25 protein-coding genes, 1 tRNA gene and 1 pseudogene are annotated in these 24,308 nt (G+C 58.9%); 8 read left to right on the top strand and 19 right to left on the bottom strand.

Annotated features, from left to right (window positions below):
• Positions 1–844: 844 nt before the first annotated feature.
• Positions 845–934 (top strand): annotated as a pseudogene (locus GAL01_RS16205) (SAM-dependent methyltransferase); the annotation flags it as partial.
• On the opposite strand, the gene GAL01_RS08570 reads toward GAL01_RS16205, so the two are convergent.
• Genes GAL01_RS08570 through GAL01_RS08560 form a run of 3 tightly spaced genes read right to left on the bottom strand, consistent with a single transcriptional unit; the run spans position 934 to position 5,210 of the window.
• Positions 934–2,433: an efflux transporter outer membrane subunit gene (locus tag GAL01_RS08570; RefSeq protein ID WP_169926413.1), complete on the bottom strand. Its 1,500-nt coding sequence runs from the start codon at positions 2,431–2,433 to the stop codon at positions 934–936. The pseudogene GAL01_RS16205 and the gene GAL01_RS08570 sit on opposite strands and share 1 nt — an antisense overlap.
• Before the next feature lie 8 nt (positions 2,434–2,441).
• Positions 2,442–3,518 (bottom strand): HlyD family secretion protein, encoded by a 1,077-nt coding sequence (locus tag GAL01_RS08565; protein ID WP_062032190.1) that lies wholly within the window; start codon positions 3,516–3,518, stop codon positions 2,442–2,444.
• A gap of 15 nt (positions 3,519–3,533) precedes the next feature.
• Positions 3,534–5,210: an MFS transporter gene (locus GAL01_RS08560; protein WP_099253193.1), complete on the bottom strand. Its 1,677-nt coding sequence runs from the start codon at positions 5,208–5,210 to the stop codon at positions 3,534–3,536.
• Between the two features lie 168 nt (positions 5,211–5,378).
• On the opposite strand from GAL01_RS08560, the gene GAL01_RS08555 reads away from it, so the two are divergent.
• Positions 5,379–6,341, top strand: a complete 963-nt coding sequence (locus tag GAL01_RS08555; RefSeq protein WP_062028740.1) for a LysR family transcriptional regulator — start codon at positions 5,379–5,381, stop codon at positions 6,339–6,341.
• A 201-nt stretch (positions 6,342–6,542) separates the two neighbouring features.
• Here GAL01_RS08555 and GAL01_RS08550 read toward each other — a convergent pair.
• The 4 genes from GAL01_RS08550 to gatC all read right to left on the bottom strand — a co-directional run bounded on the left by GAL01_RS08550 (position 6,543) and on the right by gatC (position 9,953).
• Positions 6,543–6,634 (bottom strand) — tRNA-Ser (locus GAL01_RS08550).
• A 90-nt stretch (positions 6,635–6,724) separates the two neighbouring features.
• Positions 6,725–8,182 (bottom strand): Asp-tRNA(Asn)/Glu-tRNA(Gln) amidotransferase subunit GatB, encoded by a 1,458-nt coding sequence (gene gatB / locus GAL01_RS08545; protein WP_062028738.1) that lies wholly within the window; start codon positions 8,180–8,182, stop codon positions 6,725–6,727.
• Positions 8,179–9,666 (bottom strand): Asp-tRNA(Asn)/Glu-tRNA(Gln) amidotransferase subunit GatA, encoded by a 1,488-nt coding sequence (gene gatA / locus GAL01_RS08540; protein WP_062028736.1) that lies wholly within the window; start codon positions 9,664–9,666, stop codon positions 8,179–8,181. The genes gatB and gatA overlap by 4 nt, the downstream gene beginning before the upstream one ends.
• Entirely contained in the window at positions 9,666–9,953 is a 288-nt protein-coding gene (gene gatC, locus GAL01_RS08535; protein WP_062028733.1) for an Asp-tRNA(Asn)/Glu-tRNA(Gln) amidotransferase subunit GatC, read from the bottom strand. Before gatC ends, gatA begins: the two co-directional genes overlap by 1 nt.
• Before the next feature lie 69 nt (positions 9,954–10,022).
• Here gatC and ruvX point away from each other — a divergent pair, with 69 nt between their 5' ends.
• Together ruvX and GAL01_RS15680 are read left to right on the top strand one after the other, a co-directional pair.
• Positions 10,023–10,505: a Holliday junction resolvase RuvX gene (gene ruvX, locus GAL01_RS08530; RefSeq protein WP_062028730.1), complete on the top strand. Its 483-nt coding sequence runs from the start codon at positions 10,023–10,025 to the stop codon at positions 10,503–10,505.
• 213 nt (positions 10,506–10,718) lie between these two features.
• Entirely contained in the window at positions 10,719–10,868 is a 150-nt protein-coding gene (locus tag GAL01_RS15680; RefSeq protein WP_156476373.1) for a hypothetical protein, read from the top strand.
• Here GAL01_RS15680 and GAL01_RS08525 read toward each other — a convergent pair whose 3' ends face one another.
• Genes GAL01_RS08525 through GAL01_RS08505 form a run of 5 tightly spaced genes read right to left on the bottom strand, consistent with a single transcriptional unit; the run spans position 10,869 to position 17,217 of the window.
• Positions 10,869–11,705, bottom strand: coding sequence for a transglycosylase SLT domain-containing protein (locus GAL01_RS08525; RefSeq protein WP_062028728.1), 837 nt, complete (start codon positions 11,703–11,705; stop codon positions 10,869–10,871).
• 49 nt (positions 11,706–11,754) lie between these two features.
• A complete protein-coding gene (locus tag GAL01_RS08520) occupies positions 11,755–13,536 on the bottom strand; it encodes an aminopeptidase P family protein (RefSeq protein ID WP_062028726.1) in 1,782 nt (593 codons plus the stop codon).
• Positions 13,533–14,063 carry a GNAT family N-acetyltransferase gene (locus GAL01_RS08515; RefSeq protein WP_062028757.1) on the bottom strand — a complete coding sequence of 177 codons (531 nt, stop codon included), beginning with the start codon at positions 14,061–14,063 and terminating at the stop codon, positions 13,533–13,535. Before GAL01_RS08515 ends, GAL01_RS08520 begins: the two co-directional genes overlap by 4 nt.
• A 14-nt stretch (positions 14,064–14,077) precedes the next feature.
• Positions 14,078–14,983: a 50S ribosomal protein L11 methyltransferase gene (locus GAL01_RS08510; RefSeq protein WP_062028723.1), complete on the bottom strand. Its 906-nt coding sequence runs from the start codon at positions 14,981–14,983 to the stop codon at positions 14,078–14,080.
• Positions 14,983–17,217 (bottom strand): ATP-dependent helicase, encoded by a 2,235-nt coding sequence (locus GAL01_RS08505; RefSeq protein WP_062028721.1) that lies wholly within the window; start codon positions 17,215–17,217, stop codon positions 14,983–14,985. Before GAL01_RS08505 ends, GAL01_RS08510 begins: the two co-directional genes overlap by 1 nt.
• Before the next feature lie 27 nt (positions 17,218–17,244).
• On the opposite strand from GAL01_RS08505, the gene GAL01_RS08500 reads away from it, so the two are divergent.
• Together GAL01_RS08500 and radC are read left to right on the top strand one after the other, a co-directional pair.
• Positions 17,245–17,934, top strand: coding sequence for a JAB domain-containing protein (locus GAL01_RS08500; protein WP_062028719.1), 690 nt, complete (start codon positions 17,245–17,247; stop codon positions 17,932–17,934).
• A gap of 1 nt (position 17,935) precedes the next feature.
• The gene (gene radC, locus GAL01_RS08495) at positions 17,936–18,682 is read left to right on the top strand and encodes a RadC family protein (protein ID WP_062028716.1); all 747 of its coding nucleotides are present in this window, start codon (positions 17,936–17,938) and stop codon (positions 18,680–18,682) included.
• Positions 18,683–18,686: 4 nt separating this feature from the next.
• On the opposite strand, the gene GAL01_RS08490 is transcribed toward radC, so the two are convergent.
• From GAL01_RS08490 to rpmE, 6 genes are all read right to left on the bottom strand, one after another.
• Complete coding sequence (locus GAL01_RS08490) at positions 18,687–19,811, bottom strand: 5-(carboxyamino)imidazole ribonucleotide synthase (RefSeq protein ID WP_062028714.1); 1,125 nt, start codon at positions 19,809–19,811, stop codon at positions 18,687–18,689.
• Positions 19,808–20,332 carry a 5-(carboxyamino)imidazole ribonucleotide mutase gene (gene purE, locus GAL01_RS08485; protein ID WP_062028712.1) on the bottom strand — a complete coding sequence of 175 codons (525 nt, stop codon included), beginning with the start codon at positions 20,330–20,332 and terminating at the stop codon, positions 19,808–19,810. The genes GAL01_RS08490 and purE overlap by 4 nt, the downstream gene beginning before the upstream one ends.
• Positions 20,333–20,533, bottom strand: coding sequence for a YdcH family protein (locus GAL01_RS08480; protein ID WP_011253895.1), 201 nt, complete (start codon positions 20,531–20,533; stop codon positions 20,333–20,335).
• 119 nt (positions 20,534–20,652) lie between these two features.
• Positions 20,653–21,237, bottom strand: coding sequence for a DUF1013 domain-containing protein (locus GAL01_RS08475; RefSeq protein ID WP_062028710.1), 585 nt, complete (start codon positions 21,235–21,237; stop codon positions 20,653–20,655).
• A 208-nt stretch (positions 21,238–21,445) separates the two neighbouring features.
• Positions 21,446–21,904, bottom strand: coding sequence for an Hsp20 family protein (locus GAL01_RS08470; RefSeq protein ID WP_231865265.1), 459 nt, complete (start codon positions 21,902–21,904; stop codon positions 21,446–21,448).
• Positions 21,905–22,060: 156 nt separating this feature from the next.
• Positions 22,061–22,288, bottom strand: a complete 228-nt coding sequence (gene rpmE, locus GAL01_RS08465; RefSeq protein ID WP_062028708.1) for a 50S ribosomal protein L31 — start codon at positions 22,286–22,288, stop codon at positions 22,061–22,063.
• Between the two features lie 189 nt (positions 22,289–22,477).
• On the opposite strand from rpmE, the gene mscL reads away from it, so the two are divergent.
• Positions 22,478–22,936 carry a large-conductance mechanosensitive channel protein MscL gene (gene mscL, locus GAL01_RS08460; protein WP_062028706.1) on the top strand — a complete coding sequence of 153 codons (459 nt, stop codon included), beginning with the start codon at positions 22,478–22,480 and terminating at the stop codon, positions 22,934–22,936.
• An 8-nt stretch (positions 22,937–22,944) separates the two neighbouring features.
• A complete protein-coding gene (locus GAL01_RS08455; RefSeq protein WP_231865264.1) occupies positions 22,945–23,328 on the top strand; it encodes a hypothetical protein in 384 nt (127 codons plus the stop codon).
• Positions 23,329–23,369: 41 nt separating this feature from the next.
• Here GAL01_RS08455 and secF read toward each other — a convergent pair whose 3' ends face one another.
• Positions 23,370–24,308 carry a protein translocase subunit SecF gene (secF, locus tag GAL01_RS08450; RefSeq protein WP_062028701.1) on the bottom strand — a complete coding sequence of 313 codons (939 nt, stop codon included), beginning with the start codon at positions 24,306–24,308 and terminating at the stop codon, positions 23,370–23,372.

Here is a 24,308-nt window from a genome sequence, read left to right as displayed (position 1 = left end):
TCTCTACAGATTTTCGAAACACAAATAAAGCCTGACAAGACTTTCATCCGAATGTCAGGTAATCTTACTTTATGTTTCGAACCGCATCGGCGTGAGTCTGCTCAAGATCGACCAGACCATCAATCGGATTATAAAACCTGCGGACGCCACCTTTCCGCAGCAGTACGCTCAGGGAGCAACTTGCTGTTCATCACCGTGAATGCTCACAGCCCGGAATTCGGCGAGTACACACACGATGCGCACGGCATTTCCAGCTACTGAGAAACGTCCGAGCACTGGGAACCGAAATACATAGCGGAAAAGGTCACGCTTCCTACTATCCTACCATCCGAAAAAAAACTTCTGCGCAGACCTGTTCGTCGCACAGGTACTCTAGAGCGTGTCGAGTACATAACAAGGTACGGTCACCTGTTCGGGGAAAGCCAGAATAGATTCGGGCAAATTAGGAAGCTCTGGCAGCTGCGAGGAGATGGAATGCTTCATCTGCGCAAGTTCAAACGGATAAATCCGTTCAGCGGGCTAGATCCTCAGAGCCGCCGCGATACGCGCCAACGTTGCTGCAGAATCCGAAACATCGTGCCCGTGTTCGAGTCAGGTACCCAAATTGTACTGGCGCCACGGAGTTGAGTGGCTTCTTCTCGCTGCAATCCACGGGCGCGGCGGCGTCCCGGTAGCGGGTGTAGGCCGACATCGCCGGATGAAAGGGCCCCACGGTGGGCGAGCAAAAATGTTCCGAAGGTACCATTCTGATCAGAAGGAAAGCGCATGATGGTAGTTTTCATGCCAATATAAAAGAAGACCTTATACCCGTTTTTGATGTCTGACAGTTTTTGATGTCTGACAGTACACAGCAAAACACTATGCCGGGCGGGCACAGGATTATGCTGCCAGCACAATCCACAGTCAGGGGAGCGATCTGGACAGGATTGAACGTCAGGGTTTCTGTGTCCACCCCCCTCCGAGTGCCCTGTACAGGTGGGCAATGGAAATCGAGACGTTGGCGCTCGATTCCGCCAACGCGCTCCGACTTGCCAGAAGAGCATTCTGCGTCGTCAGGACGTTGAGGAAGTCTCCAGCCCCCTGACTGTACTGAAGCTGCGCGATATGGACGGCAGTTTCGTCTTCCGAAACCGTTTCTTCCAGTCGGTTGCAACGTTCCTGCGCTGCGCTTAGATCCGCCATGGAGTCATCGACTTCTTCCCACGCCTTCAGGAGCGTGCGCTGCAACGCAATCGCGGCTTCCTTCTGCTGGGCTCTGCGGAGATGAAGCTGCCCCGTCAGCCGTCCCCCTTCGAAAAGTGGCAGCGTCATGGTCGGACCAAACCCGTACTGACGCGACGCCCATGAACCCAATCCGCTGAACTGCAACGCCTGAATATCCAGACTGCCCGACAGCGTGACACGCGGAAAAAAGTCCGCGACCGCCACGCCGATACTCGCCGTCGCGGCATGAAGATGGTCTTCAGCCGCTCGCACATCCGGGCGACGCTCCGCCAGTTCGGACGGCAGACCAACTGGAATATCAGCCGGGACGGGCGGGATGATCCGGCTCGATCCAAGTCTGTCCTTCAACGCCCCTGGTTCCCGTGCCGTCAGGAAGCTCAGCGCGTTCACGAGATGCACTTCCTGACTTTTCAGGACCGGAAGACGCGCCTCGAAGCCATGCATCTGTCCACGGGAATAGGCGACATCGAGCTTCGTCGCCGTGCCCTGCGCGAACCGGAGTTCCGTGAGTTTCACGCTATGCTTTGCGATATCAATGCTCTGTTGCGTGATGCCGATCTGTGTCTGGACATTGCGCAGGTTCAGATAATCCTGCGCCGTTTCAGCCATGAGCGAGACGAGCACATCGCGGCGCAGCTCGTCGGTTTCGTGCATCGCAGCCGTCGCCGCTTCGACCTGCCGGCGGACATGCCCCCAGAAATCGACTTCCCAGGATGCACTCAATCCGTATTGGGGCAGATTGAACGAGGGATTGCCCTTTGCTCCATCCATGGCAGCCGGCCCAAAGCCCTGTTGACCGCTGGCGATCTCGCCGGGGCCCGCTTGCTGCATGGTCCCCAGTAGACCGAGAATACCATTTGTGCTGGCGCGTTCGCGGGCATAGGAGGCAGCACCTTCCATATGCGGCATCTGGGCTGCACTGGCGATCCGGCGTTCAGCCTGACTTTCCGTAAAATGCAGGGCGGCCTCGCGCAGGTCGAGGTTGTTACGCGCCACATCTTCTTCCAGCGCCGTCAGCGTGGGGTCACGATAGATCCGCCACCATTGTGCATCGACGGCGGAGGTTTCCTGCGGATGACTGGCAGCGGGGGCCAGGCTCTGGTGCCAGTGCGCGGGCGCATGGGGATCGGGCCGATGATAGTCCGGCCCTACCGTGCAGGCAGAGAGACCTGTCAGCGCCAGGAGAAGGCAGCGGGAGTTCTGGAACATGGAAGCTCTCATTTCCAGAGATACCGTGCGTCATGGGAATGAGTACCCTCGGGCGTCGAAGACGTGTCGATCCGTGCTTCGACGGACATACCGACGCGCACTTTTTCTGCTAGATTCTGACCGGGGTCGAAGGTCAGTTTGACGGGAACGCGCTGAACGACCTTCGTGAAGTTTCCGGTCGCGTTATCGGGCTGGATAGCAGCGAAAGCCACACCTGTGGCTGGGGCCAGACTGTCCACATGGGCCTTGAGCGGATGACCGGGAAACGTATCGACCCAGACCGTCGCACTCTGGCCGGTCTGGACTTTCGTCAGCTGGGTTTCCTGAAAATTCGCCAGCACATAGGCCTTGCGGACCGGCACGACCGCCAGCAGCCCCGTGCCCGGATGGACATAGGCACCGACGCGCACACCACGCTCACCGACGACACCGTCCACTGGCGCGGGAACGGTGCAGTAGGACAGGTTCAGTTCGGCCTGATGCTCGGCACTTTTCGCCTTCAGAAGCGCACCCTGAGCTTTTTCAAGCTGCGCCTTCAGCACCGCGACCTGCTGTTCAGCCGTACTGGTTCCGGCCTTGTCGCGGGCAAGGGCCGCAACTGCTTCAAGCTGCCGGGCTTCCGCGCCCTGCTGCTGTTCGATCGTGCTCGCGCCCCCTGCGGACAGATTGCGATACCGGGCCGCATTCTGCCGTGCAAAAACCAGCGCCGCCTCGTCGGACTGCACGGTATATTTCGCCGCGTCGACGATGGAGCCCTGACGGTCCAGCAGGGCCTGAAGATTGGTCACATCGCCCTGAGCCGCAGCCGTATCGCCACGGGCTGCATCCAGCGCCGCGCGGTAATCGTCGTCCTCGATATGCGCAAGTTCTTCCCCGGCATGGACGTATTCATTGTCCTCGGCCAGCACCCGGTCGATACGCCCGGAGACCTTCGGAGCCACGGTCGTGAAATCGGCCGTGACATAGGCATCGTTGGTTTCCTGCCGGATACCATCACCCACGAAGAAACGGTCTGCCGTCCAGGCCAGACCCGTCAGAACAATGACCGCACATCCGGCCAGAAGAAGGGGTTTTCCGTAAATCATATAAAGGCAGGTCCGTCAGTGCGCGGTGGCGGGAATGGGTGAGGGGGCGGGTTCAGGTCGGGGGTCACGGGCGGCGGCAGGCATGGCCGGAGCAGGCCCCTTGCCGGGCGGATAGACCCGTTTAGGCAGCACGGCGGTCAGCGCGACATAAGCAAGGCAGAGGCACATCACGACGAAATAGATGTCCACCAGCGCCAGCGTGATCGACTGCTCGTGCAGATAGGTGTGGAAGATCTGAAGCGTATTTCGCGCCACATGATCGCCGTCAGGCGAGCTGTTGCTGATCGCTCCGTGAATTGGATCACCCATACCGGACAGCGCTGTAGCGTTATTGCCCGCCCGGTCCAGCAGCATCGTGGAATGATACTGTTCCCGACGACGGAGCAGGATTTCGAAAATAGCGGCAGCGAACGCATTGGCCATGCCCTTGAGCATGTTGACCATTCCCGAGATGAACGGCCCGTCCGCCGGGCCAAGAGACATGGTGGCCAGCATCAGAACGGGTATCACGACCATCGGCTGGCCAAGGATCTGAAGCCCCTGCAGAACGTAGAAATTGTCCCGTACCCAGTCCGGCGTCAGCCAGGTTCCAAGGAACGCTGCCAGCGCCAGACATGACATGCCGAACGCCAGCACATACCGGCAGTCCACCCGCGCGGAGTTGCACAGAGCAGCTGTCAGCGGCAGCATGATGAGCTGTGGCAGGGCAACCGTCAGCGCGACCGGAGCTGCCTGAATGGGCCGATAGCCCCGCACGGCTTCCAGATACGTCATCGGCACCTCCATCATCAGCCCGCAGATGATGAGCACACCCACGAGTGTCAGCAGAGACATCGTGATGTTGCGGTTCTTCCAGTACTGAAGCCGGAAGAACGGGCTGTGATGGTGCCATTCATGGAACAGGAACCCCACGAACAGCGCACCGCCCCAGAATGTCAGATGAGAGATGATCGGCGAACGAAACCAGTCCAGCCGGTCCCCCTGATAGAGTACGGTCACCACACACAGGATGGATGGCACACCAATGAAGAAACCGCGCCAGTTGAACTTTTTGAACCGTTCGAGATGCACCGGATCGCGCGGCAGTCCGTAGGCCATCATGGCGATGGCGATGATGCTGAAGGGAATGACCTCCCAGTACAGCCAGCGCCAGCCCACATGCTCGAACCACATGGCCTCAAGCGGGCCGCCCAGATTGGGGCCAAAGGTGGCGCTCATCGCATAGCCGCCAATGCCGAACACCTTGATGGGCGGCGGCAGATATTTCAGCATGACCGTCATCAGGACGGGTGGCAGACACCCCGCACTCAGCCCCTGTGCCGCACGAAGAAAGCACAGCGAGACCATGTCCGGCATGAAGGGCAGGGGGATCGACAGCATGGCGAGCACGGCCGTCATGAAGATCGAAAACCGGTAGATCGAAAACGTCATGTAAAACCAGGGCGTGAAGGCCATGGCCGCGATGTTGAAAGCCTCGTAGATCGAGGTGAACCACGTTCCCTCATCATGCCCGATATGCATCGCGCCCCGGATATCGGCGAGGCCGATTTCCGTGATGTGTTCGTTGAATCCGGCGACATGCACGGCCAGCAGCATCCCCAGACAGCCGACAATGGTCCGCATACCGAAAGGCGGAATATAAGAAGGCTGCGCGAGTGGAGCCTGCGGCGATGATGAAACTGCTGGGGTCATGGATCTTTTCCGTTACCCGACAGCCTGTATCCGGCAGGCACAGGCCCGAAAACCCACGTTTGCGGCAAGTGACGTTTCCACTTTCCGCAAGGGTTGGAATAATGCCTTCCGTTTTATGCAAGAAACCGTGAAAACGGGGTGTGGAAACAGTAGGAAACAGGAAGAACGATGGCGAGGCGCAACAACAGCCGCAGATTCTATGACCTTGATCTTCTGCGCTATCTTCAGGCCCTGGTGGAGGAAGAGAGCGTCTCGAAAGCGGCGCTTCGCCTGAAGGTGAGTGATGCCGCTATGAGTCGCCATCTCGCCACGTTGCGGAGCGTTTTTGGCGACCCCATTCTGGTCCTGTCCGGGCGCCGGATGATGGCGACGACTTTTGCCAGTCGCATCCGCGACCGGGTTCAAAGCATTGTGAGGGACGCAGACGCGCTGGTGCACGATAGCGAAACGCTGAATCTGCGCCATCTCTCGCCCCGTTTCACGATCCGCGCCAACGATCTTATCGTGAGCGCATTCGGCCATGTGATCCTGATGGCGCTCAAGGCTGAGTGCCCGAATTGTAGCGTGGTGTTCGCTCCGGAGACGGAAGAACCAGCCAGTGAGGCACTGCGTAACAGCCGGATTGATCTGTACGTAGGTGCAACGGATGATCTGCGTCCAGAAATCATGCGCCAGACTTTGTTCCTGACGTCATTCCGCGCCATGGTCCGTGAAGGGCACCCCATTTTCGCGCAGGGGATCACTCCGCAGACACTCGTGGAATACGACCATATCAGCGTCTCCCGCAAAGGCCGCCCCTATGGTCCGATGGATGTCATTCTCAAGGAACGCTACGGGCTGACCCGACAGATCGCGATGGTCGTTCCAACCTATCATTCCATGATCGAGACCATCCGCGAAACAGACATGATCCTTCCGCTACCCGATATCGTTATCGACCGTCTGCCACTTTCCCAGATCCAGCTTGAGGCTTTCGAATTTCCGTTCGAGCTGCCCCCCGTCATATCCTTTCAGGCATGGCATCCCCGTGTGGATAGCGATGGCGTTCATCGGTGGCTGAGGGATACGGTCTTTCAGGTCATTCAACGCGAACTGAAAAACAGAAGAACCCCTGAAACCGCAACGGTCTGATTTCAGGATTGCGCGTCTTGCATACGAAAGAATCAAGGAACAGGTTCAGCCGCTTCCGGCCAAACTTATAATGCGGCAGAACCCATCTTCGGCGACATATTGGTCAAGCGCCTTGCGATGGGGTCGCAGATATATCTCTGCAGCATTAGGCCGCGTGAATGAAACATCCGGCTATAACTGATTTTATATTTTGCGATATATTGGCGGAGGGGATGGGATTCGAACCCACGATACGACTTACATCGTATAACGGATTAGCAATCCGCCGCCTTCAGCCTCTCGGCCACCCCTCCGCACTTTACGCGGTTCGCACTGCGTATGCTGGAGTGTTCTTAGGGGGTAACCGCGTCGTGGTCAAACCCCCTGAGAACATTTTTTTCGTCTTACTCTGAAAGAAGTTTCTTCAGGGTTTCATTGACGAGGGCAGGGTTCCCCTTGCCCTTCATGGCCTTCATGGTCTGCCCCACAAAAAATCCGAAAAGCTTGTCCTTGCCACTTTTATATTCTTCAACTTTGTCGTTGTTAGCCGCAAGGATGTCGCGAATGGCGCTTTCGATAGCGCCTGTATCCGTGACCTGCCGAAGACCCTTGCGCTCAACGATGACTGAGGCAGAATCGCCTGTTTCGACCATGTCTTCCAGGACTTCCTTGGCAATTTTGCCATTGATCGTGGAATTGGAAATCAGACCCAGAAGTTCTCGCAGACCTTCGGCGCTGACAGGGCTGTCTTCAATGGAGCGTCCGGTACGATTCAGGGCTGCAAAGAAATCGCCCAGCATCCAGTTCGCTGCCAACCGGGCATCAGCACCGCGTGCCACAGTCTCATAGAAGTCGGCAATGGCCTGCTCAACACACAGAACGGAAGATTCATAACGGCTGACACCGTATTCCGCTTCCAGACGGGCGCGCTTGGCTTCGGGCAGTTCCGGCAGAGCCGCTTTCAGCTCATCGACCCAGGACTGCTCAATGACCAGCGGCAGAAGATCAGGATCAGGGAAATAGCGATAATCATGCGCATCTTCCTTGCTGCGCAAAGACCGCGTCTCGCTTCTGACGTGATCGAACAGGCGCGTCTCCTGATCGACGGTTCCGCCAGCTTCCCAGATCTCGATCTGCCGCTGCGCCTCGACTTCGATGGCCATCATCACAAAGCGGATCGAGTTGACGTTCTTGATCTCACAACGCGTGCGATAGTCCGTTTCGCCCGGCTTGCGAACCGACACGTTCACATCGGCACGCATGGAGCCTTCCTCCATGTTGCCGTCACAGGTGCCGATATAGCGCAGGATCTGGCGCAGCTTGCGCAGATAGGCTCCCGCTTCCTCAGGCGAGCGGATATCCGGCTCACTGACGATTTCCATCAGCGCCACACCGGCCCGGTTCAGGTCGATGAAAGAGCGCGTCGGATCCTGATCGTGGATCGACTTACCGGCATCCTGTTCAAGATGCAGACGGGTGACACCGATTTCGCGCGTGCTACCATCCGCCAGATCAACGAGAACCTTGCCCTTACCAATGATCGGATGGGCGAACTGACTGATCTGATAGCCGGTGGGCAGATCGGCATAGAAATAGTTCTTGCGGTCGAAGCGGCTGAACAGGTTGATCTCGGCTTCAAGTCCCAGACCTGTGCGGACGGCCTGAGCAACGCATTCCTGATTCAGGACCGGAAGCATACCCGGAAAACCGGCGTCGACGAGGCTGACATGCGTATTCGGCTCGCCGCCATATTCCGCCGAAGCGCCGGAAAAGAGCTTGGCCTCGCTGACGACCTGGGCATGAACTTCCAGACCGACAACGATTTCCCATTCGCCGGTGTTGCCGGTGATACGATAGCTCATGCCGACACTCCTGCATGAATGGTGGGTCTATGATGGAACGCCGCAGCCTGTTCAATGGCATGACCGGCTGCAATCAGCGTCTCTTCATCGAAAAACTTGCCGATAAGCTGCAACCCAAGCGGTACGCCGCGTGCATCCAGACCAGCCGGAACGGACAGGGCAGGGACGCCCGCCATGCTCGCCGGAACCGTGAAGACATCATTGAGATACATCTGAACCGGATCGGTGGGCTTTTCGTCCTGTGCAAAAGCGCCAGACGGCGCTGTGGGCGTCAGAAGCACATCAACGTTTTCAAAAGCTTTCAGGAAGTCCTGCTGGATCAGCGTCCGGACCTTCTGGGCCCGCAGGTAATAGGCGTCGTAATAGCCCGAAGACAGCACATGTGTGCCGATCAGGATGCGGCGCTTGACCTCTTCACCGAAACCAGCAGCACGGCTGGCTTCGTACAGGCCATCCAGCGACGGCGCGCTCACGCGTTCACCGAACCGGAGGCCGTCATAACGGGCCAGATTGGAAGATGCTTCTGCCAGAGCTGCAATATAATACGTCGGAAGGCCATATTTCGTGTGCGGCAGGGAGACCTCGACGATCTCCGCGCCCGCATCACGCAGCCAGTTCATGCCCTGCTGCCAGAGCGCTTCGATCTCCGCAGGCATGCCTTCGACGTGATATTCCTTGGGAATACCGACGCGTAGACCTTTGACGCCACGCTTCAGGGAAGCTTCGTAGTTCGGAACAGGGGTATCGACGCTCGTGGAATCACGCGGATCGAAACCCGCCATCGATTCAAGCAAAATGGCGCAATCCTGAAGATTGCGGGCCATCGGGCCAGCCTGATCTAGCGAACTTGCAAAAGCGATCGTCCCGAAACGCGAGCACCGACCATAGGTCGGCTTGATCCCGGCAATGCCCGTAAAAGCCGCCGGCTGACGGATGGAACCGCCCGTATCCGTGCCCGTCGCACCCAGAACAAGTCCGGCAGCAACAGCCGCGGCAGAACCACCGGAAGAACCACCCGGAACCAGCTTTGCGTCAGAATCCTTGCGCTTCCAGGGATTGACCGCCGGACCGAATGCCGAGTTCAGGTTAGCCGAACCCATGGCAAATTCGTCAAGGTTCAGCTTGCCAAGGAAAACCGCGCCATCCTTGAGCAGATTGGCCGTGACCGTGCTTTCATAAGGCGGCACGAAATTGCCGAGGATCTTGCTGGCAGCCGTCGTGCGAACGCCATTCGTGCAGAACAGATCCTTGATGCCCAGCGGAATTCCGCACAGGCGGCCACCTTCGCCTTTGGCCAGAGCCTCGTCCGCAACCTTTGCGCCTTCGCGAGCCTGATCGGGCGTACGGGTGATGAAGCTGTTGAGCTGACCGTCCAGACGTTCGATCGCATCAATATGAGCGTTCGTCAGTTCGACGGCGGAAATCTTGCGGGACTTGAGCGCGTCCCGGGCCGAAGCCAGCGTGAAATCATGGATGCCGGACATTATTCGACCACCTTCGGTACCGTGAAGAACGGACCTTCCCGTTCGGGAGCATTGGAGAGGACCTTGTCACGGCAGTCGCCATCCGTGACGGCGTCTTCGCGCAGACGGGGTTTTGCCAGCCCCGTGCCAATCATCGGATCAATGCCCGTGACATCCACTTCCTTGAGCTGTTCCACCCAATCGATGATGGAGCCCATATCCTGCCCAAGGGTTTCAACCTCTTCGGGCTTAAGACCGATCCTCGCCAGTCTGGCGATGCGCGTAACCGTTTTCGCGTCGAGCGACATGAATATTCCTGAACAAGAGGAAATTTTATGGTGGCTTTTCAGCCTTCAGGGGGATCATAACGCCGTGCTATGCCCCTGTTCAATCCACATGATCTCCGTAATCTCGTTCAATCCGGTCAACGCATCCTCGGGCTTGACCCCGGATCAAAGACCATCGGCGTCGCCCTGACGGATGTTTCTCTCATGCTGGCCTCTCCCCTGATCGGCCTCAAGCGCAGAAAACTGGGAGAAAATGCACAGGAACTTGCCAAAATCGTGCTCGCACAGGACGTTGGCGCTCTTGTCGTGGGGCTGCCACTTTCATTGGATGGATCTTTTGGTCCCGCTGCACGCGCGGCGTCCGATTGGACACAGGCTTTGTCAGAACGGCTCGGGATTCCCGCGGGACTGTGGGACGAACGCCTGTCTTCCAGCGCCGTTAACCGCTTTCTGATCCAGGATGCCGACATGACACGCGGCCGCAGAGCCGAGGTTGTCGACAAGATGGCCGCCGCCTATATGCTTCAGGGCTGGCTCGATGCGTCACGGCCTGAGGTGCCGGAAATTTTCTAGTCAGGAGGGACGCTTCACGCGCCTTTGTTTCCGATCAGAGTCGAGCGGGAAGACGTGTTGGCCAGAATACGGAACCACGTCCGGGCCGCCATGGCGCCAATCAGCAGGAAAAGCAGGAACTTCATGATTTTTCTCCAGTCATGACGTACAAAACGAACCGGATTGGTCCGGGTTCTCCTGCAGAAAATTTCAAAGTGTAAGGTGAGCCGTCACATGATTTTTCGCATGTTGATCGTAACGCTTTTTCTGGGACTGTCGGCCTGCGTTCACCACCCCGATGATGGGGGAATTTCCGTCACCCACCATCATGCGTCGTCGCATGGAGCCTATGCTGGAGCAGGTGCTGGCTGGTCCGGATACTGATCAGCGTTGTCGCCATGCCAGACGAACCGGCATGGCGCGATAGGAGGCAAGATCCCGTCCACCACGCATGGGCACAGTGCTTCCAGCCTGCCCGACTGCATGATGGATGATGCGAGGCGGGGGGGCATAAGACACCATGTGAACAGACGGCATGGCTTCCATACGCGGCGTCGGACGTTCGGAAAATCCGGATTGCCTGTTCAACGCAAAATAAGGAGCAGGTCTGGCAGTTGGAAGCATGGCCTGAAGGCCTGACGCCGTCATCACGACCTGTGGCAGAAAGTCTGGGGGCCGGTAGCTGTCGGGTTGTCCGTTCCAGATGGCCAGCACATGACGGGCATAATCCGCACCAAGAGCCGGGGTAAGGGAATGATAGGCAGCCGTCGCTGCCGGCCAACCCTGAAGCTGATTGTGCAGTCCGGACAGAAAACGGGCGCCGTAACGGGCATTGCTGAACGGGTCAAAAGCATCTTCGAGCGAGAAAAAAGCGTCCGGATGATGATGCAGGTTGATCTGCATACAGCCCACATCAATCGAGACGATGCCGTGCGCCTGGAAATCCCGCACTGCTGCAATGGCTTCGTCCTTGCTTTCGTAGAAATAACCTTTTCCGGCCGCATTCACGGTCCAGGGCCAGGCGACAGTCGCCGAACCGTTCGGGTCCCGCCGTCCGCTCTCCACCCGGCTGATGGCGTCGAGAAGACGAGACGGAATACCAGTCTGCTGTTCGGCGGCCTGCACCGCCGCCTTACAGATGGACGCAGCATCATAGGCCTGCGCAACCGGCACCCCGGAGAGCGTCACGGCCGCGGCAAGGAGGCGAACTTTCCCGATCATTTTTCTGCTTATGACCGGGAAAAGTAAAAAAACAGTTATACCTGCAACTTTATCGGAGAAGCGGTTTGCAAACCTCCACGAGCCACTCTGCAACCTCTGGCTCGACATGCGGGGAGACCCGCATCTGGACCTCCGCATGATAGGCGTTCAGCCAGTTCAGTTCGGCATCATTCAAAAGCGCCACATCAATCAATCTGCGATCAATCGGCGTATAGCTGAGGATCTCGAACTCCAGAAACGCGCCCTTGCTGCCCCTGAACGAAGACGGACGCACCAGCATCAGGTTCTCGATCCGGATGCCGTATTGCCCTGGCTCGTAATACCCCGGCTCGTTAGAAACGATCATGCCTGCTTCAAGCGCAACAGGACGCGGCGCAGGAGAAATGTTCTGCGGGCCCTCATGAACGGACAGATAGCTTCCGATTCCGTGTCCGGTCCCATGATCGTAATCCATGCCCACCTGCCACAGGGCAGCCCGTGCCAAGACATCCAGACGATGACCGGTCGTGCCAGGCGGAAAACGGATGCGGGAGAGGGCGATATTGCCCTTCAGAACACGCGTGAACGCCTCACGGACATTGGACGGCGGTTCCTGATCCCCCACCCAGAGCGTGCGGGTGATATCGGTCGTACCGAACGGGTACTGGCCACCGCTGTCGATCAGATAAACACTTCCGGCTTCCAGAACCCGGTCATGACCAACCTGCGCGCGATAATGCGGGAAAGCACCATTCGGTCCAACTGCGGAAATGGCATCGAAGCTCTGTTCCCGATAGTCACTGGAGCGGGCCCGCAGGCTATCCAGCCGCGAGACGAGATCCGTCTCGTACTGGCCCATCCCCGATACCGTCAGGGAATACAGGAACCGGGCCATCGCCACACCGTCATGGGCATGAGCCTGCCGTGCACCTTCCTGTTCAGTACTATTCTTGATCGCCTTCGGAAGCGTGCACGGATCCGTTCCATCCACGACCGTCGCTCCGGCCGCCTGAAGCGTAGTATCGAACCACACAGCCGTCGAGACGGGATCCACGCGCACCGTTCTGCCACTAAGCGCCCCAAGACGCTGCGCCAGTTCCGCGGGGGTATAGACTGTCACACCCGACCCACAGATATCCCTGACACCCGCCGACAGGCGCTCCGATGAAACAAACCACTCGGCGCTTCCATCCGCATGCAGGATCGCATAACCCTGCGCGACAGGCGTGAGAGGAACATCGCTGCCACGAATATTCAGCAGCCATGCCAGCGACGTGCAATCGGCAATAATGACCGCGTCATGTCCGGCCCTACTTAGGATCTGCCCAAGACGCAGACGCTTGTCCGCACTGCTTTCCCCTGAAAATTCCAGGGGTTGCGGTATAACCTGACTGGCCGGAGCAGCAGGACGATCTGTCCAGGCTTGGTCGATGGGATTTTGTGACAGCGGAACGAGTTCAACACCCGATGTCTGCCATGAGGCCAGCATGGACTGACTGACCAGACGCGGGTCATAGCCAACCTTCAGCCCTTTTGCATGCTCGGCCAGCCAGTCGCCAATCGGCTCAAGCGCGACATGCCGACGCTCCCACAGATCATGTGGAACCTGCTCTTCCAGTTGCACCGTGTAACGCCCGTCAGAAAACACTGCGGCCACAACAGGCAGAATCGCGGCAAGACCGGCACTCCCCGTAAAGCCCGTCAGCCAGGCCAGCCGTTCGGCACAGGGGGCGACATATTCGCCCAGATATTCGTCACCACGCGGAATGATGAAACCGTCAACACCCAGCGGTTTACAGGCTGTGCGAACGAGGGCAGGGCGCGCGTTGAGCGGGATGGAGGACAGGGTCATGAAAAGTCCTTTTCCACAGAAGACATATCGTCGAGGCAGAGTGTCATGAATAACAGATCCAGCCAGCGGTCACGCTTGCGACCGACCTGAGGGAGCGTGCCACAGTTCCGGAAACCAAACTCACGGTGCATTGCGACGGAAGCGGTGTTGTCAGCCGTAATTCCGGCCACCATGACGTGAAAGCCCGCGTCTTTTGCGTGGTCGATCAGAGCTTTCAAAAGATGACGGCCAATGCCCCGGCGCTGTTGAGCGGGGGACACATACACCGAGTGCTCAACCGTGCGGGCATAGCCTTCATAGGATCTGAAAGACCCGTAAGAACCATATCCGGCAATCGCACCAGCCGGATTGATGGCGACAAGCACGGGGTAGCCCTGCGCCAGCCTGCCTTCAAACCACTGACGCCGCTGCTCCAGCGTAAAGGGCGTCGTGATCCAGAGGGCGTCGGTGTTTTCAATGGCGTCATTGGTGATACGCAGGATGGCCGGAAGATCATCAGCGCTGGCCTTGCGAATCAGGGGCAGCATTCCCGGCGTTCCCATCACCCGCGGCGGCGCAGGATCAGCGTGGCCCAGTCGCCCTCACGCAAAATACGCTCCAGCACAAGACCCTGACGCTGATGCGCCACCAGAACCATACGTGCCTGACTGTAAAGCAGCCCAGCCAGAATGGCCGTTCCATTCGGCGCAAGGTTCAGCGCCAGAGACTGCGCCATCCGGCACAACGGACGGGCCAGAATATTTGCGAAGACCAGATCATACGGCGCCTTGGCGCGCACGGCCTCGGTCTGCCAGCCATTGCCGAAACGGCAGTCCAGCAGATTGCCCTGACCATTCAGCCGCGCATTGAGCTTTGCCGTCCGCACGGACCAGGGCTCGATATCAACGGCCAGAACGGGGCGGTGCAGCAATTTCGCCGCTGCCATCGCCAGAATGCCGGACCCACAGCCCATGTCCAGAATACGCTGCGGCTTGCGATACGCGACCATTTCCAGCGCCCGCAAACAGCCGCGTGTGGAACCGTGCTCGCCTGAACCGAAGGCAATTCCGGCATCCAGCGTAATCGTCAGACGGGACTGATCGGGCGCACCATGCAGGTGGGTGCCGCGAATGGCAAAGCGCTTGCCGACATTCTGCTGCGGGAAGGATTCGTAAGTCCGGGCCAGCCAGCCTTCAGATTCGGTCGGAGTGCGTTCAAGCTCCGCCTCACAGCCAGTAAGAATCCGCGCGACCGCCAGGGCATTTTCGAGCTCGTCTTCCTTGAAGCCCGTGTCCTTCACGCCTTCCACGCGCCAGTATTTCTGCGCGTCGTCGGCTTCGAAAATACCCACCGTTTCGCAGGCACACATCAGGGCCTGCTCGAACAGGGGAACGAAAGGCTCTTCAACCGTGATGGACAGGGTTTCGAGCGCACTGGCATGGCGACGGCCAATGCTGCGGGGTGCCATCACGATCTGATCTCCACAAAGTTCGACATGACGCGCTTGACGCCACCGTTTTCAAAATTGATGTGCAACTGCGGTCCGTCGGCACCGATAACCGTGCCTTCGCCGAACCTGTGATGAAAAACCGTCGCTCCAATGGCAACAGTCGGTTCCGGCTTCACGTCATGAAGCTTCGGACGCGGAGCGCGAAACCCGGACGGACGGGTGCTGGTCAGTGGGCCGGAGGCGAACATGGACGGTGCCGTCGCAGCCTGACGCCGCGTCTCAAAGGCCTGTCCATTCATCTGGACATACTCGGACGGAATTTCCTCAATAAAACGGCTCGGCATCGAGGACTGCCAGTTCGCATAGATCCGTCGGCTGGCTGCATGCAGCACGATGGCCCGACGCCGCGCCCGCGTCAGCCCGACATAAGCGAGCCGGCGCTCTTCCTCCAGCGCCCGGTTTCCACCTTCGTCAAGCGAACGCTGGGACGGGAACACGCCTTCCTCCCAGCCCGGCAGGAACACCGTGTCAAACTCCAGCCCCTTGGCGCCGTGCAGCGTCATGAGGCTGACCTTGTCATCGGACGTCTCGCTTTCGGTATCCATGACGAGTGCGACATGCTCCAGAAAACCCTGAAGCGTTCCGAATTCGCCAATCGCGCGCAGAAGTTCACGAATGTTGTCCAGACGTCCTGGCGCCTCGACGGAGCGGTCGTCTCGCCACATCTGAAGATAACCGCTGTCTTCAAGAAGCTGCTCGGCCGCAACGACGTGGCCTTCGGTCTCAAGCGTTGCCTTGGCGCGATGAAACGCCTCCATCAACCCGTTCAACGCCTCCTTCGACTTGCCCTTGAGCAGGCCTTCCTGAAGCTGCCAGTTGACAGCCGCGCTCAGAGGCCCCGGAAGAGCGCGCGCCTGGGCATGCAGCTTCTGCACAGCCACGGCGCCTACCCCACGTTTGGGAACATTGATGATCCGCTCGAACGCCAGATCATCCGCAGGCTGAGAAAGAACGCGCAGATAGGCCAGACAGTCCCGGATTTCGGCGCGCTCGTAAAAGCGCAAGCCGCCCACGACGCGATACGGAATACCGATCAGCATCAGCCGCTCTTCAAACGGTCGTGTCTGAAATCCGGCCCGCATCAGGATGGCGATTTCCGAAAGCGGATGCCCGTCTCCGCGCAGGCGCTCAATGGCGCCGCTCACGATTCGGGCTTCCTCGTCCGAATCACGAACGCCGATGATCTGAACCTTCTCGCCGTCTGCATCCTCACGCCCAGGTCGAAGCGTCTTGCCCAGCCGTCCCTCGTTATGCGCAATCAGCCCGGCAGCGGCAGCGAGGATCTGTGCCGTCGAGCGATAATTGCGCTCCAGACGCACGACCTCAGCACCCGGAAAATCTTTTTCGAACCGGAGGATATTCTCAACTTCCGCCCCGCGCCAAGAATAGATGGACTGATCATCATCCCCCACGCAGGCAATGTTGGACGGTCCATTCTCACGCTTCGCCAGAAGACGCAGCCACAGATATTGAACCGTATTGGTATCCTGATACTCATCCACGAGAATGTAGCGGAAACTCCGATGATACTGCGCCAGCACATTCGGCTGGTTTCGCAGGATCTCCGTCATGTGCAGCATCAGATCGCCGAAATCGCATGTGTTCAGAGCAATCAGCCGCTCCTGATACGCGCGGTAGATCGCCAGCGCATGTCCATTCGCAAAATCGGAATCCTCCGCCGGCGTCACCCGGTCCGGCGTCAGTCCGCGATCCTTCCAGCGCTGGATGATCCCCATGAGCTGGTTCGGGGGCCAACGCTTGGTGTCAACCTTCCAGGGCTCCATGATCTGCTTGAGCAGGCGGATCTGATCGTCTGTGTCGAGGATATTGAAGCTGCTGGTCAGCCCGACATATTCCGCATGCCGCCGCAGCATCCGTGCACAGATCGCGTGAAACGTTCCCAGCCACAGCCCTTCCGCATGTTCTCCCAAAATCGCGCTGACACGCTCACGCATTTCACGTGCGGCCTTGTTCGTGAAGGTCACGGCCAGAATCTGGCTCGGATAGGCGCGTCCGGTCAGGAGAATATGCGCAAAGCGCGTTGTCAGGACGCGCGTCTTCCCCGTTCCCGCACCAGCCAGAATGAGGAGCGGGCCTTCAGTCGTCTCGATGGCGCGTCTCTGCTCCGGGTTGAGGCGTGAGAGATACTCGGGCGTCGAGGCGGGCGGGGGGAAAGAGAGGTCTTGCGGCACCCTCCCGATATAGAGTGAGATACCGTCATGGCCAACACCTATCCCCGCATCGACCTGACACGCGGCACCGGTCCACAGGGGCACCGAGCCAGAATGCGCGCCCGCGTGCTGAACACCGGGGCGAGTACGCTGGCCGATTACGAAATTCTGGAAATGCTTCTTTTCGCGGGGGTCCCGCGCAAGGACACAAAACCGCTCGCCAAAGGCCTGATCGGACATTTCGGCAGTCTGGTCGAGGTCTTTCGTGCTCCGACACAGGCCCTGCGGGCCGCAGGCCTGAAAGACGACGCCATCCGCGTCCTGCGTCTTCCAGGCGTTGCGGCTGAACGGCTGGCCTCCTCGGAACAGCGCGAACGCCCAACGCTCGGCAACTGGGATCAGCTCGTGACCTATCTCGATCAGGCGCTTGAAGGCGGTATATCAGGACAGCTCCGGCTGCTGTATCTCGACAACCGCAACCGGCTTCTGGCGGATGAGACCGCGCCCGATGCCGACACGCCGACAGAACGCAACCGCGCCATCGCCATCCGGGCGCTCGCATTGCACGCCACGGCGCTGATAGGATTCTACGTCCGTCCTACAGAGCGTCCCGCAGATCTGTCACAGGCGGCCCGACAGCTGGATTTCGCAATGCGCCCCCTGTCCATCACACTTCATGATGTGCTCATCACAGGCGAGGGGCCCCCCTCCAGCATGCGTCAGGGAGGGTTGCTGTAGAATGAACAGCGAAACGAGCGGCTTTTCAGATGCCATGGTGGGGCTGTCATCGGGAGATCTAAGGCAGATTGCGGCCATGACCGAGTCTTCTCCCGGGCTGGAACCACCGCTTGCTCTTCTGACAGGGCGCGGACGTCATCTCGACGATGCAACCCTGCTGCATCTGATGACGGTCCTCTTTACAGGGCGTGAGGCGGGGAGTGGGGAGCTGTCACACACGCTCCTTGCCCGTTTCGGATCACTGGGCGCCGTTCTCTCCGCCAGCAATCGCGAGCTTGAAAGCGTCAACGACATGGGTACGCATATGGTGCCCATGATCCGCCTCCTTCAGGAAGCGGCCCTGCGCTACAACCGGGCGCGCCTGCCGCCCGAAGATGTTCTCGATAGCGAACAGAAACTCCTCGATTACCTGACGGCCCGACTGGCACGCGAAAACATTGAGCAGTTCCGGATCCTGTTTCTCAACGACAAGAACAGTCTGATCGCTGACGAGGCTCAGGCCAGAGGCACGGTCAATCACACGCCCGTCTATCCACGGGAAGTCGCCAGACGTGCCGTGGAAATCGGCGCAAGCGCTCTGGTTCTGGTTCACAACCATCCGAGCGGCGATCCAACCCCCTCGGAAGCTGACATTCAGATGACCATGCAGGTTCAGGCCGCCCTTGATGTGGTCGGCGTCACGATCGCGGATCATTTCATCATCGGCAACGGCCGCCACACCAGTTTCCGGCGCAACAATCTGCTCTGAAGTTTCAGCCGCGAGGCGGAAGAAGCCCTTCAAGCGCAAGCTCGCCGGGAAGGGCACCTCGTGGGAAAATGGTGTTTACATGCCCCATTTTCCGGCCTTCGCGCGCCTCCGACTTTCCATAAAGATGAAGCGATGCTCCGTCTGTCACGAGAATGGCCGGAACGCGCGCCATGTCTTCCGGACCAATGAGGTTGTGCATGACCGCATCGGAATGGCGGCGCGCGGGAGGCAGCGGCAGACCTGCAACAGCTCGCACATGCATTTCGAACTGATCCACCAGACACGCATCCATGGTCCAGTGACCGGAATTGTGCGGTCGGGGCGCAATCTCGTTCACCATGAGGCTCCCATCAGCCGCATGGAACATTTCCACGCCCATAATTCCGACCAGACCCAGCGCTTCTGCAATCCGGGCTGCCATATCCTGCGCCTGTCGGGCAATGTCAGGCATGACCCGGGCAGGCGCGAGTGTTATGTCTAGAATGCCGTTCCGATGGCGGTTTTCAACCGCATCAAAACACCGCACAGTCCCGTCCAGAGCACGAACGACCATCACGCTGAGCTCACGCTCGAAGTCGATCATTTTCTCCGCAACGAGCGGGTAAGGGAGATTGTCCAAAGCTGCCAGAGCTTCGGCATCCGGCACGCGGAACTGCCCTTTACCGTCGTAACCAAAGCGCGTCGTCTTGAGAATCAGCGGAAAACCAAGTGTTTCCAGCCCGAGCAGATCCTCGGGACCATTGACCGCATGCCAGGGTGCGAGGCTGACACCGATTTCGGACAGGCGCGTTTTTTCCGTAATCCGGTCCTGACTGATCCGCAGGATTTCGCCCGCCGGCCGGACAGGACGGTGCCTCTCCAGCAGAGCCAGACCTTCGGCACTGATATTCTCGAACTCGAACGTCACCACATCACAGCGTGAGGCAAAGTCCTCCAGAACCGCCGGATCGTCATAGGCCCCCACCGTAACGGAAGCAGCGACTTCCGTGGCCGGGCTCGGAAATTCGGGGCTCAGAACATGCACGTGATAGCCAAGCTTCGATGCGGCCACGGCAGACATCCGACCAAGCTGGCCACCACCAATAATCCCGATCGTACTGCCGGGTACAAAAACATCCTGTGTGTTCATTCGACAGGAACATCCGCCACGGCAGCAGTCTGCGTCGCCCGCCAGGCATCCAGACGTGCCATGACCTGAGCGTCGGAAACCGACAGGATGGACGCCGCCAGAAGTCCTGCATTGATGGCGCCAGCCTTGCCGATTGCCAGCGTGCCGACCGGAACACCACCGGGCATCTGCACGATGGAAAGCAGGCTGTCCTGACCGTTCAGTGCCCGGCTCTGGACCGGGACGCCCAATACGGGAACACTTGTCCAGGCCGCACACATGCCTGGAAGATGCGCAGCTCCGCCAGCGCCCGCAATGATGACATGCAATCCGCGCCGCCGCGCCGTCTTGGCGTACTCCACCAGCCGGTCGGGCGTGCGGTGGGCCGAGACAATCCGTCGCTCATGGGCAATGCCCAGATCGTCGAGAATCTCGCAGGCATGACGCATGGTGTCCCAGTCGGACTGGCTGCCCATGATGACGCCGACACGGAGGGGCGCGTCGCTCTGAAGGGTGTCTTCGGCGGAGAGGATCTGGCTCATTCAGGCAATATTATCCGGGATGAGACGGGTCTCGATCCACGAAATCTCATCTTTAAGCTGAAGCTTGCGCTTTTTGAGACGCTGAAGCTGGAGCTGGTTGAGGGGGTGATGGACGAGACGCTCGATGACAGTATCCAGATCGCGATGCTCGCTGCGCAGTTCGTGCAGACGTTTCAGCATGGCATTGTCGTCAGTCATCATGGCATCCGGTCCCGGAGAACAGTCAGGCATTGTGGAGAGACTGATTCTTTCCACTGTCTCCAATGCAGTATCATGCCTGAAGGGCACCGGACCAGTACCCGTCAGGCATTCATTCCGGGTCAGGCGTGACTGTCGCTGTCCGGCACGTAAGCTTCCACGACCGGAAGGGCATGGCCCTCGCGCGCCAGTCGATCATTGGCAGCCGTGACCGCGGCATGAAGGTCGGTCTGGGTGCACAGACCAAGAATCACGGGATCGCGCGGCTTGATATTGGCACTGTTCCAGTGCTGGCGATCACGCACCTTGATGATGGTGTCCTTGGTGGTACCGAGCAGCTTGACAATCTGTGCTTCCGAAAGCTGCGGAAACTGGCGCAGGACGAATGCAATGGCGTCCGGACGGTCATTCCGCTTGGCAACGGGCGTATAGCGCGCACCCTTGGCACGACGCTTTACGGGGCTAGCCGTCGGCATGATCTTCAGGCGTGCATTGGTATCTTTTTCGCAACGCTTGATTTCCGCTTCGGCAAGCTGGTGGTTCTTGACCGGGTCGTAACCGTTGATTCCGGCCGCAACCTCGCCATCTGCAATCGCCTGGACTTCAAGGGGATGCATGCCACAGAATTCTGCGATCTGCGTAAAGGTAAGGCCGGTTTTTTCGATCAGCCAGACGGCAGTCGCCTTGGGCATCAAAGGCAGGGTCATGTCGATGCGTTCCTTGCTGGGACACGGATGAAGCCAGCTTCCGCAGGCACCGATCAGGCGTATCCGGCGAGGAACCGATCCCGCCCGGGATATGATCGCGGCACCTGCTGGATGCTCTGCGATAATGGAAACGGGTATGGGGCACTGGAGCCGCGATGGTCAAGCACCAAAACGGAGAGGCGCGCTTTTAAGGCACGCCTCCCTCTGCTTACGCCGTATAAACAGTTCCGGACGGCGAAATCTGCCCCGCTCCGCTTCGAACAGGGATGCGGCGGGGCCTGGCAGCTTCCGGCACAACCTGCCGGACCATAATGGACAGCAGACCATTCACCAGATCCGCCTGGTCGATTTCCGTATGATCGGCCAGCACGAAACGGCGCTCGAAAGCCCGCGTGGCGATACCACGATGCAGCCATTCCCGGTCACCGCTGTTTTCGGGAACGCTGCCACGCACGACAAGAGTATTGTCTTCCTGAACGACATCCACGTCTTCAGGCCGAAAGCCTGCAAGAGCCATCGTCAGGACGTAATTCGTCTCGCCGGTTTTTTCGATATTGTAGGGTGGATAGCTTGGAAGGGCCTGGGCATTGGCAACATTGCCAGCCATCGTGGCCAGTCGGTCGAAACCGATCGCGCTGCGAAACAGCGGCGTAAAGTCGTAAGTCACTGAAACCTCCTTCTGGCAGGAATCATCTGGCACATTTCCCGATATGGCAAAATGCTATGGTCAAATCAGCCACGACCCGAACGGCGTCGTGGCTGATTCTCCAGATAGGTTCCAACCTGTCCGCCTTCAAGAGGAGGCGGGAGGAGGGGCGCCGAATTACTTCGTGCGCGTACCAATGCCTGCAAAGCGCTTGTTGAACTTTGCAACCTGGCCTCCGGTATCCATCATACGCTGGACGCCAGTCCAGGCCGGATGGGACTTCGGATCAACGTCAAGACGCAGCGTTGCGCCCGGTTCACCGTAGCAGGAATGCGTCTTGTACTCGGTCCCGTCGGTCATGATGACGGTGATCTCGTGGTAGTCGGGATGGATGCCGGATTTCATGAATGTCTACTCCATAAAGAAAGCTCCGATGCCGACCGGAGCGAATCATCAGGGGCGTATAACGGAAACCGCCTCCAGATGAAAGTGGCCTTTACTGGATCATGTGAGTCCGTTTATCCCTTGCAATGAAAGCGGGCTCGAATGTCAGGCCTGCGACCGTGATTTCACGGATACCAAGAAAGGTTTGATATGAGCGAGACGAAGCACGCCCTGCACACTCCGGGCTGGGTCAGTGATTTCCAGAAATTCATCATGCGCGGCAACGTGCTCGATCTGGCCGTCGGTGTCGTGATCGGTGCCTCGTTCAGCGCGATTGTCGGCAGTGCGGTCAAGGATGTCCTGACACCATTCATCGGCCTTCTCACTGGCGGTGTTGATTTCTCGAACCTGTTCATCACCCTCAAGGGTCCGGTGAAAGACACGCTCGCCGAGGCCCAGAAGGCGGGCGCAGTAACCGTGAATATCGGCTTGTTCCTCAATGCCGTGATCCAGTTCCTGATCGTTGCATTCTTCATTTTCTGGCTGACCCGGATCCTCAGCAAGCTGAGCCGCAAGCACGACGAAGCACCTGCCGCTCCGCCGGCTCCAACCAAGGAAGAGGTTCTCCTCACGGAAATCCGCGACCTGCTGGCCCAGAAAAACTCCTGATGACAGCCATGAAAGTTTCCCGCCCAGCAGTCTGGCGCTCTGCGACGGCTCTGCTTGTAGCGGGGGGCTTTCTGGCCGGATGCGCGGCACGGCCTGAAATGACAGGAGTGCCGCCATCCCCCAATTCCCGGCTTTACGCGTATCTGATCGCGCATGGCATGGCCCGGGGAGCCGTCATGACCGGACAGATCGGCCCGGAGGGTCTGACGCGGCTGGTCACTCTGGACAAGGCCGCGCAACAGGCAACACTGAATGCCCTGAAGCTGCAAAATTCGTCCGCGAACCGGCAGGCCGATCAGGCGCTTTCCAGCCTTCTTGCGGATCTTCCGCAAAAAACCCCTCCCATAACGGCACATCCGGCAGAACAGACACAAAAAAACCGGCTCCCCTGAGGGAGCCGGTTTTTTTGTGTCTCTCACGGGAGCAGGCCGTATCAGCCTGCATCCGTTTCCTTGCGCAACCGCTTCTCGCCCATCAGGAGCAGAAGCGGCGCCGCAATAAAAATCGACGAAGACGTTCCCACGACAATCCCGAACAGCATGACGGTGGCAAAGCCGGTCAGCGTACTTCCGCCAAACAGCGCCAGTGGCAGGGCCGCCAAAAAAACGGTCATGGACGTACCAAGCGTACGGTTGAGGGTTTCGTTGATGGACAGATCCAGCAGGTCCCGCAGCGGCATTGTCCGATACTTGCGCAGGTTTTCCCGGATCCGGTCGTAGACGACAACCTTGTCATTCGTGGAATAGCCCAGGATCGTCAGAAGGGCCGCAACCATCACCAGATCGAATTCAAAGCGCGTGATGGCCAGAAAGCCGATCGTCTTGGTCAGATCGAGGATAAGCGTCACCACGGCACTGATGGCGAACTCGCGCTCGAAGCGAACCCAGATATAGACCAGAATCATCGCAAGGCTGAAACCAAGCGCCAGCAGACCGTCGCGGAACAGTTCGGACGATACTGAAGCCCCAACGGCATCTGCGCGAAGAACCTGCGTGCCCGGCTCAGCAGCCGATATGGCGTTCTTGACACCGTCGACCAGCTTCTGGGTCTGCGCCTCGCGATCCGCACCTTCGGGAGCGTTGATCGAAATCCGAACATCACGCGGCGACCCGAACGCCTGCACGGCGTCCGGATGAATACCGGCATGGTCCAGCGCGGCGCGGAGCTTGCCGAAATCGGCAGGGCCGGGGGTCTGGGCTTCCACGATGATGCCGCCCCGGAAGTCCAGCCCGAGTTTCAGGCCGGGCTGGAAAAACAGGATGACGGAAGCAATGGAGAGGACCGCCGAAACGATCAGCCCCATGTGGCGGCCGCGCATGAAATTGATGCGCCGATCGTCACGGACAAAACGGAAAAGGGGACGTGACAGCAT

Origin of the sequence: Gluconobacter albidus, assembly GCF_002723915.1 — a bacterium.
GTDB classification, from domain to species: domain Bacteria; phylum Pseudomonadota; class Alphaproteobacteria; order Acetobacterales; family Acetobacteraceae; genus Gluconobacter; species Gluconobacter albidus.
This window is presented reverse-complemented; position numbering and strand designations above follow the sequence as displayed.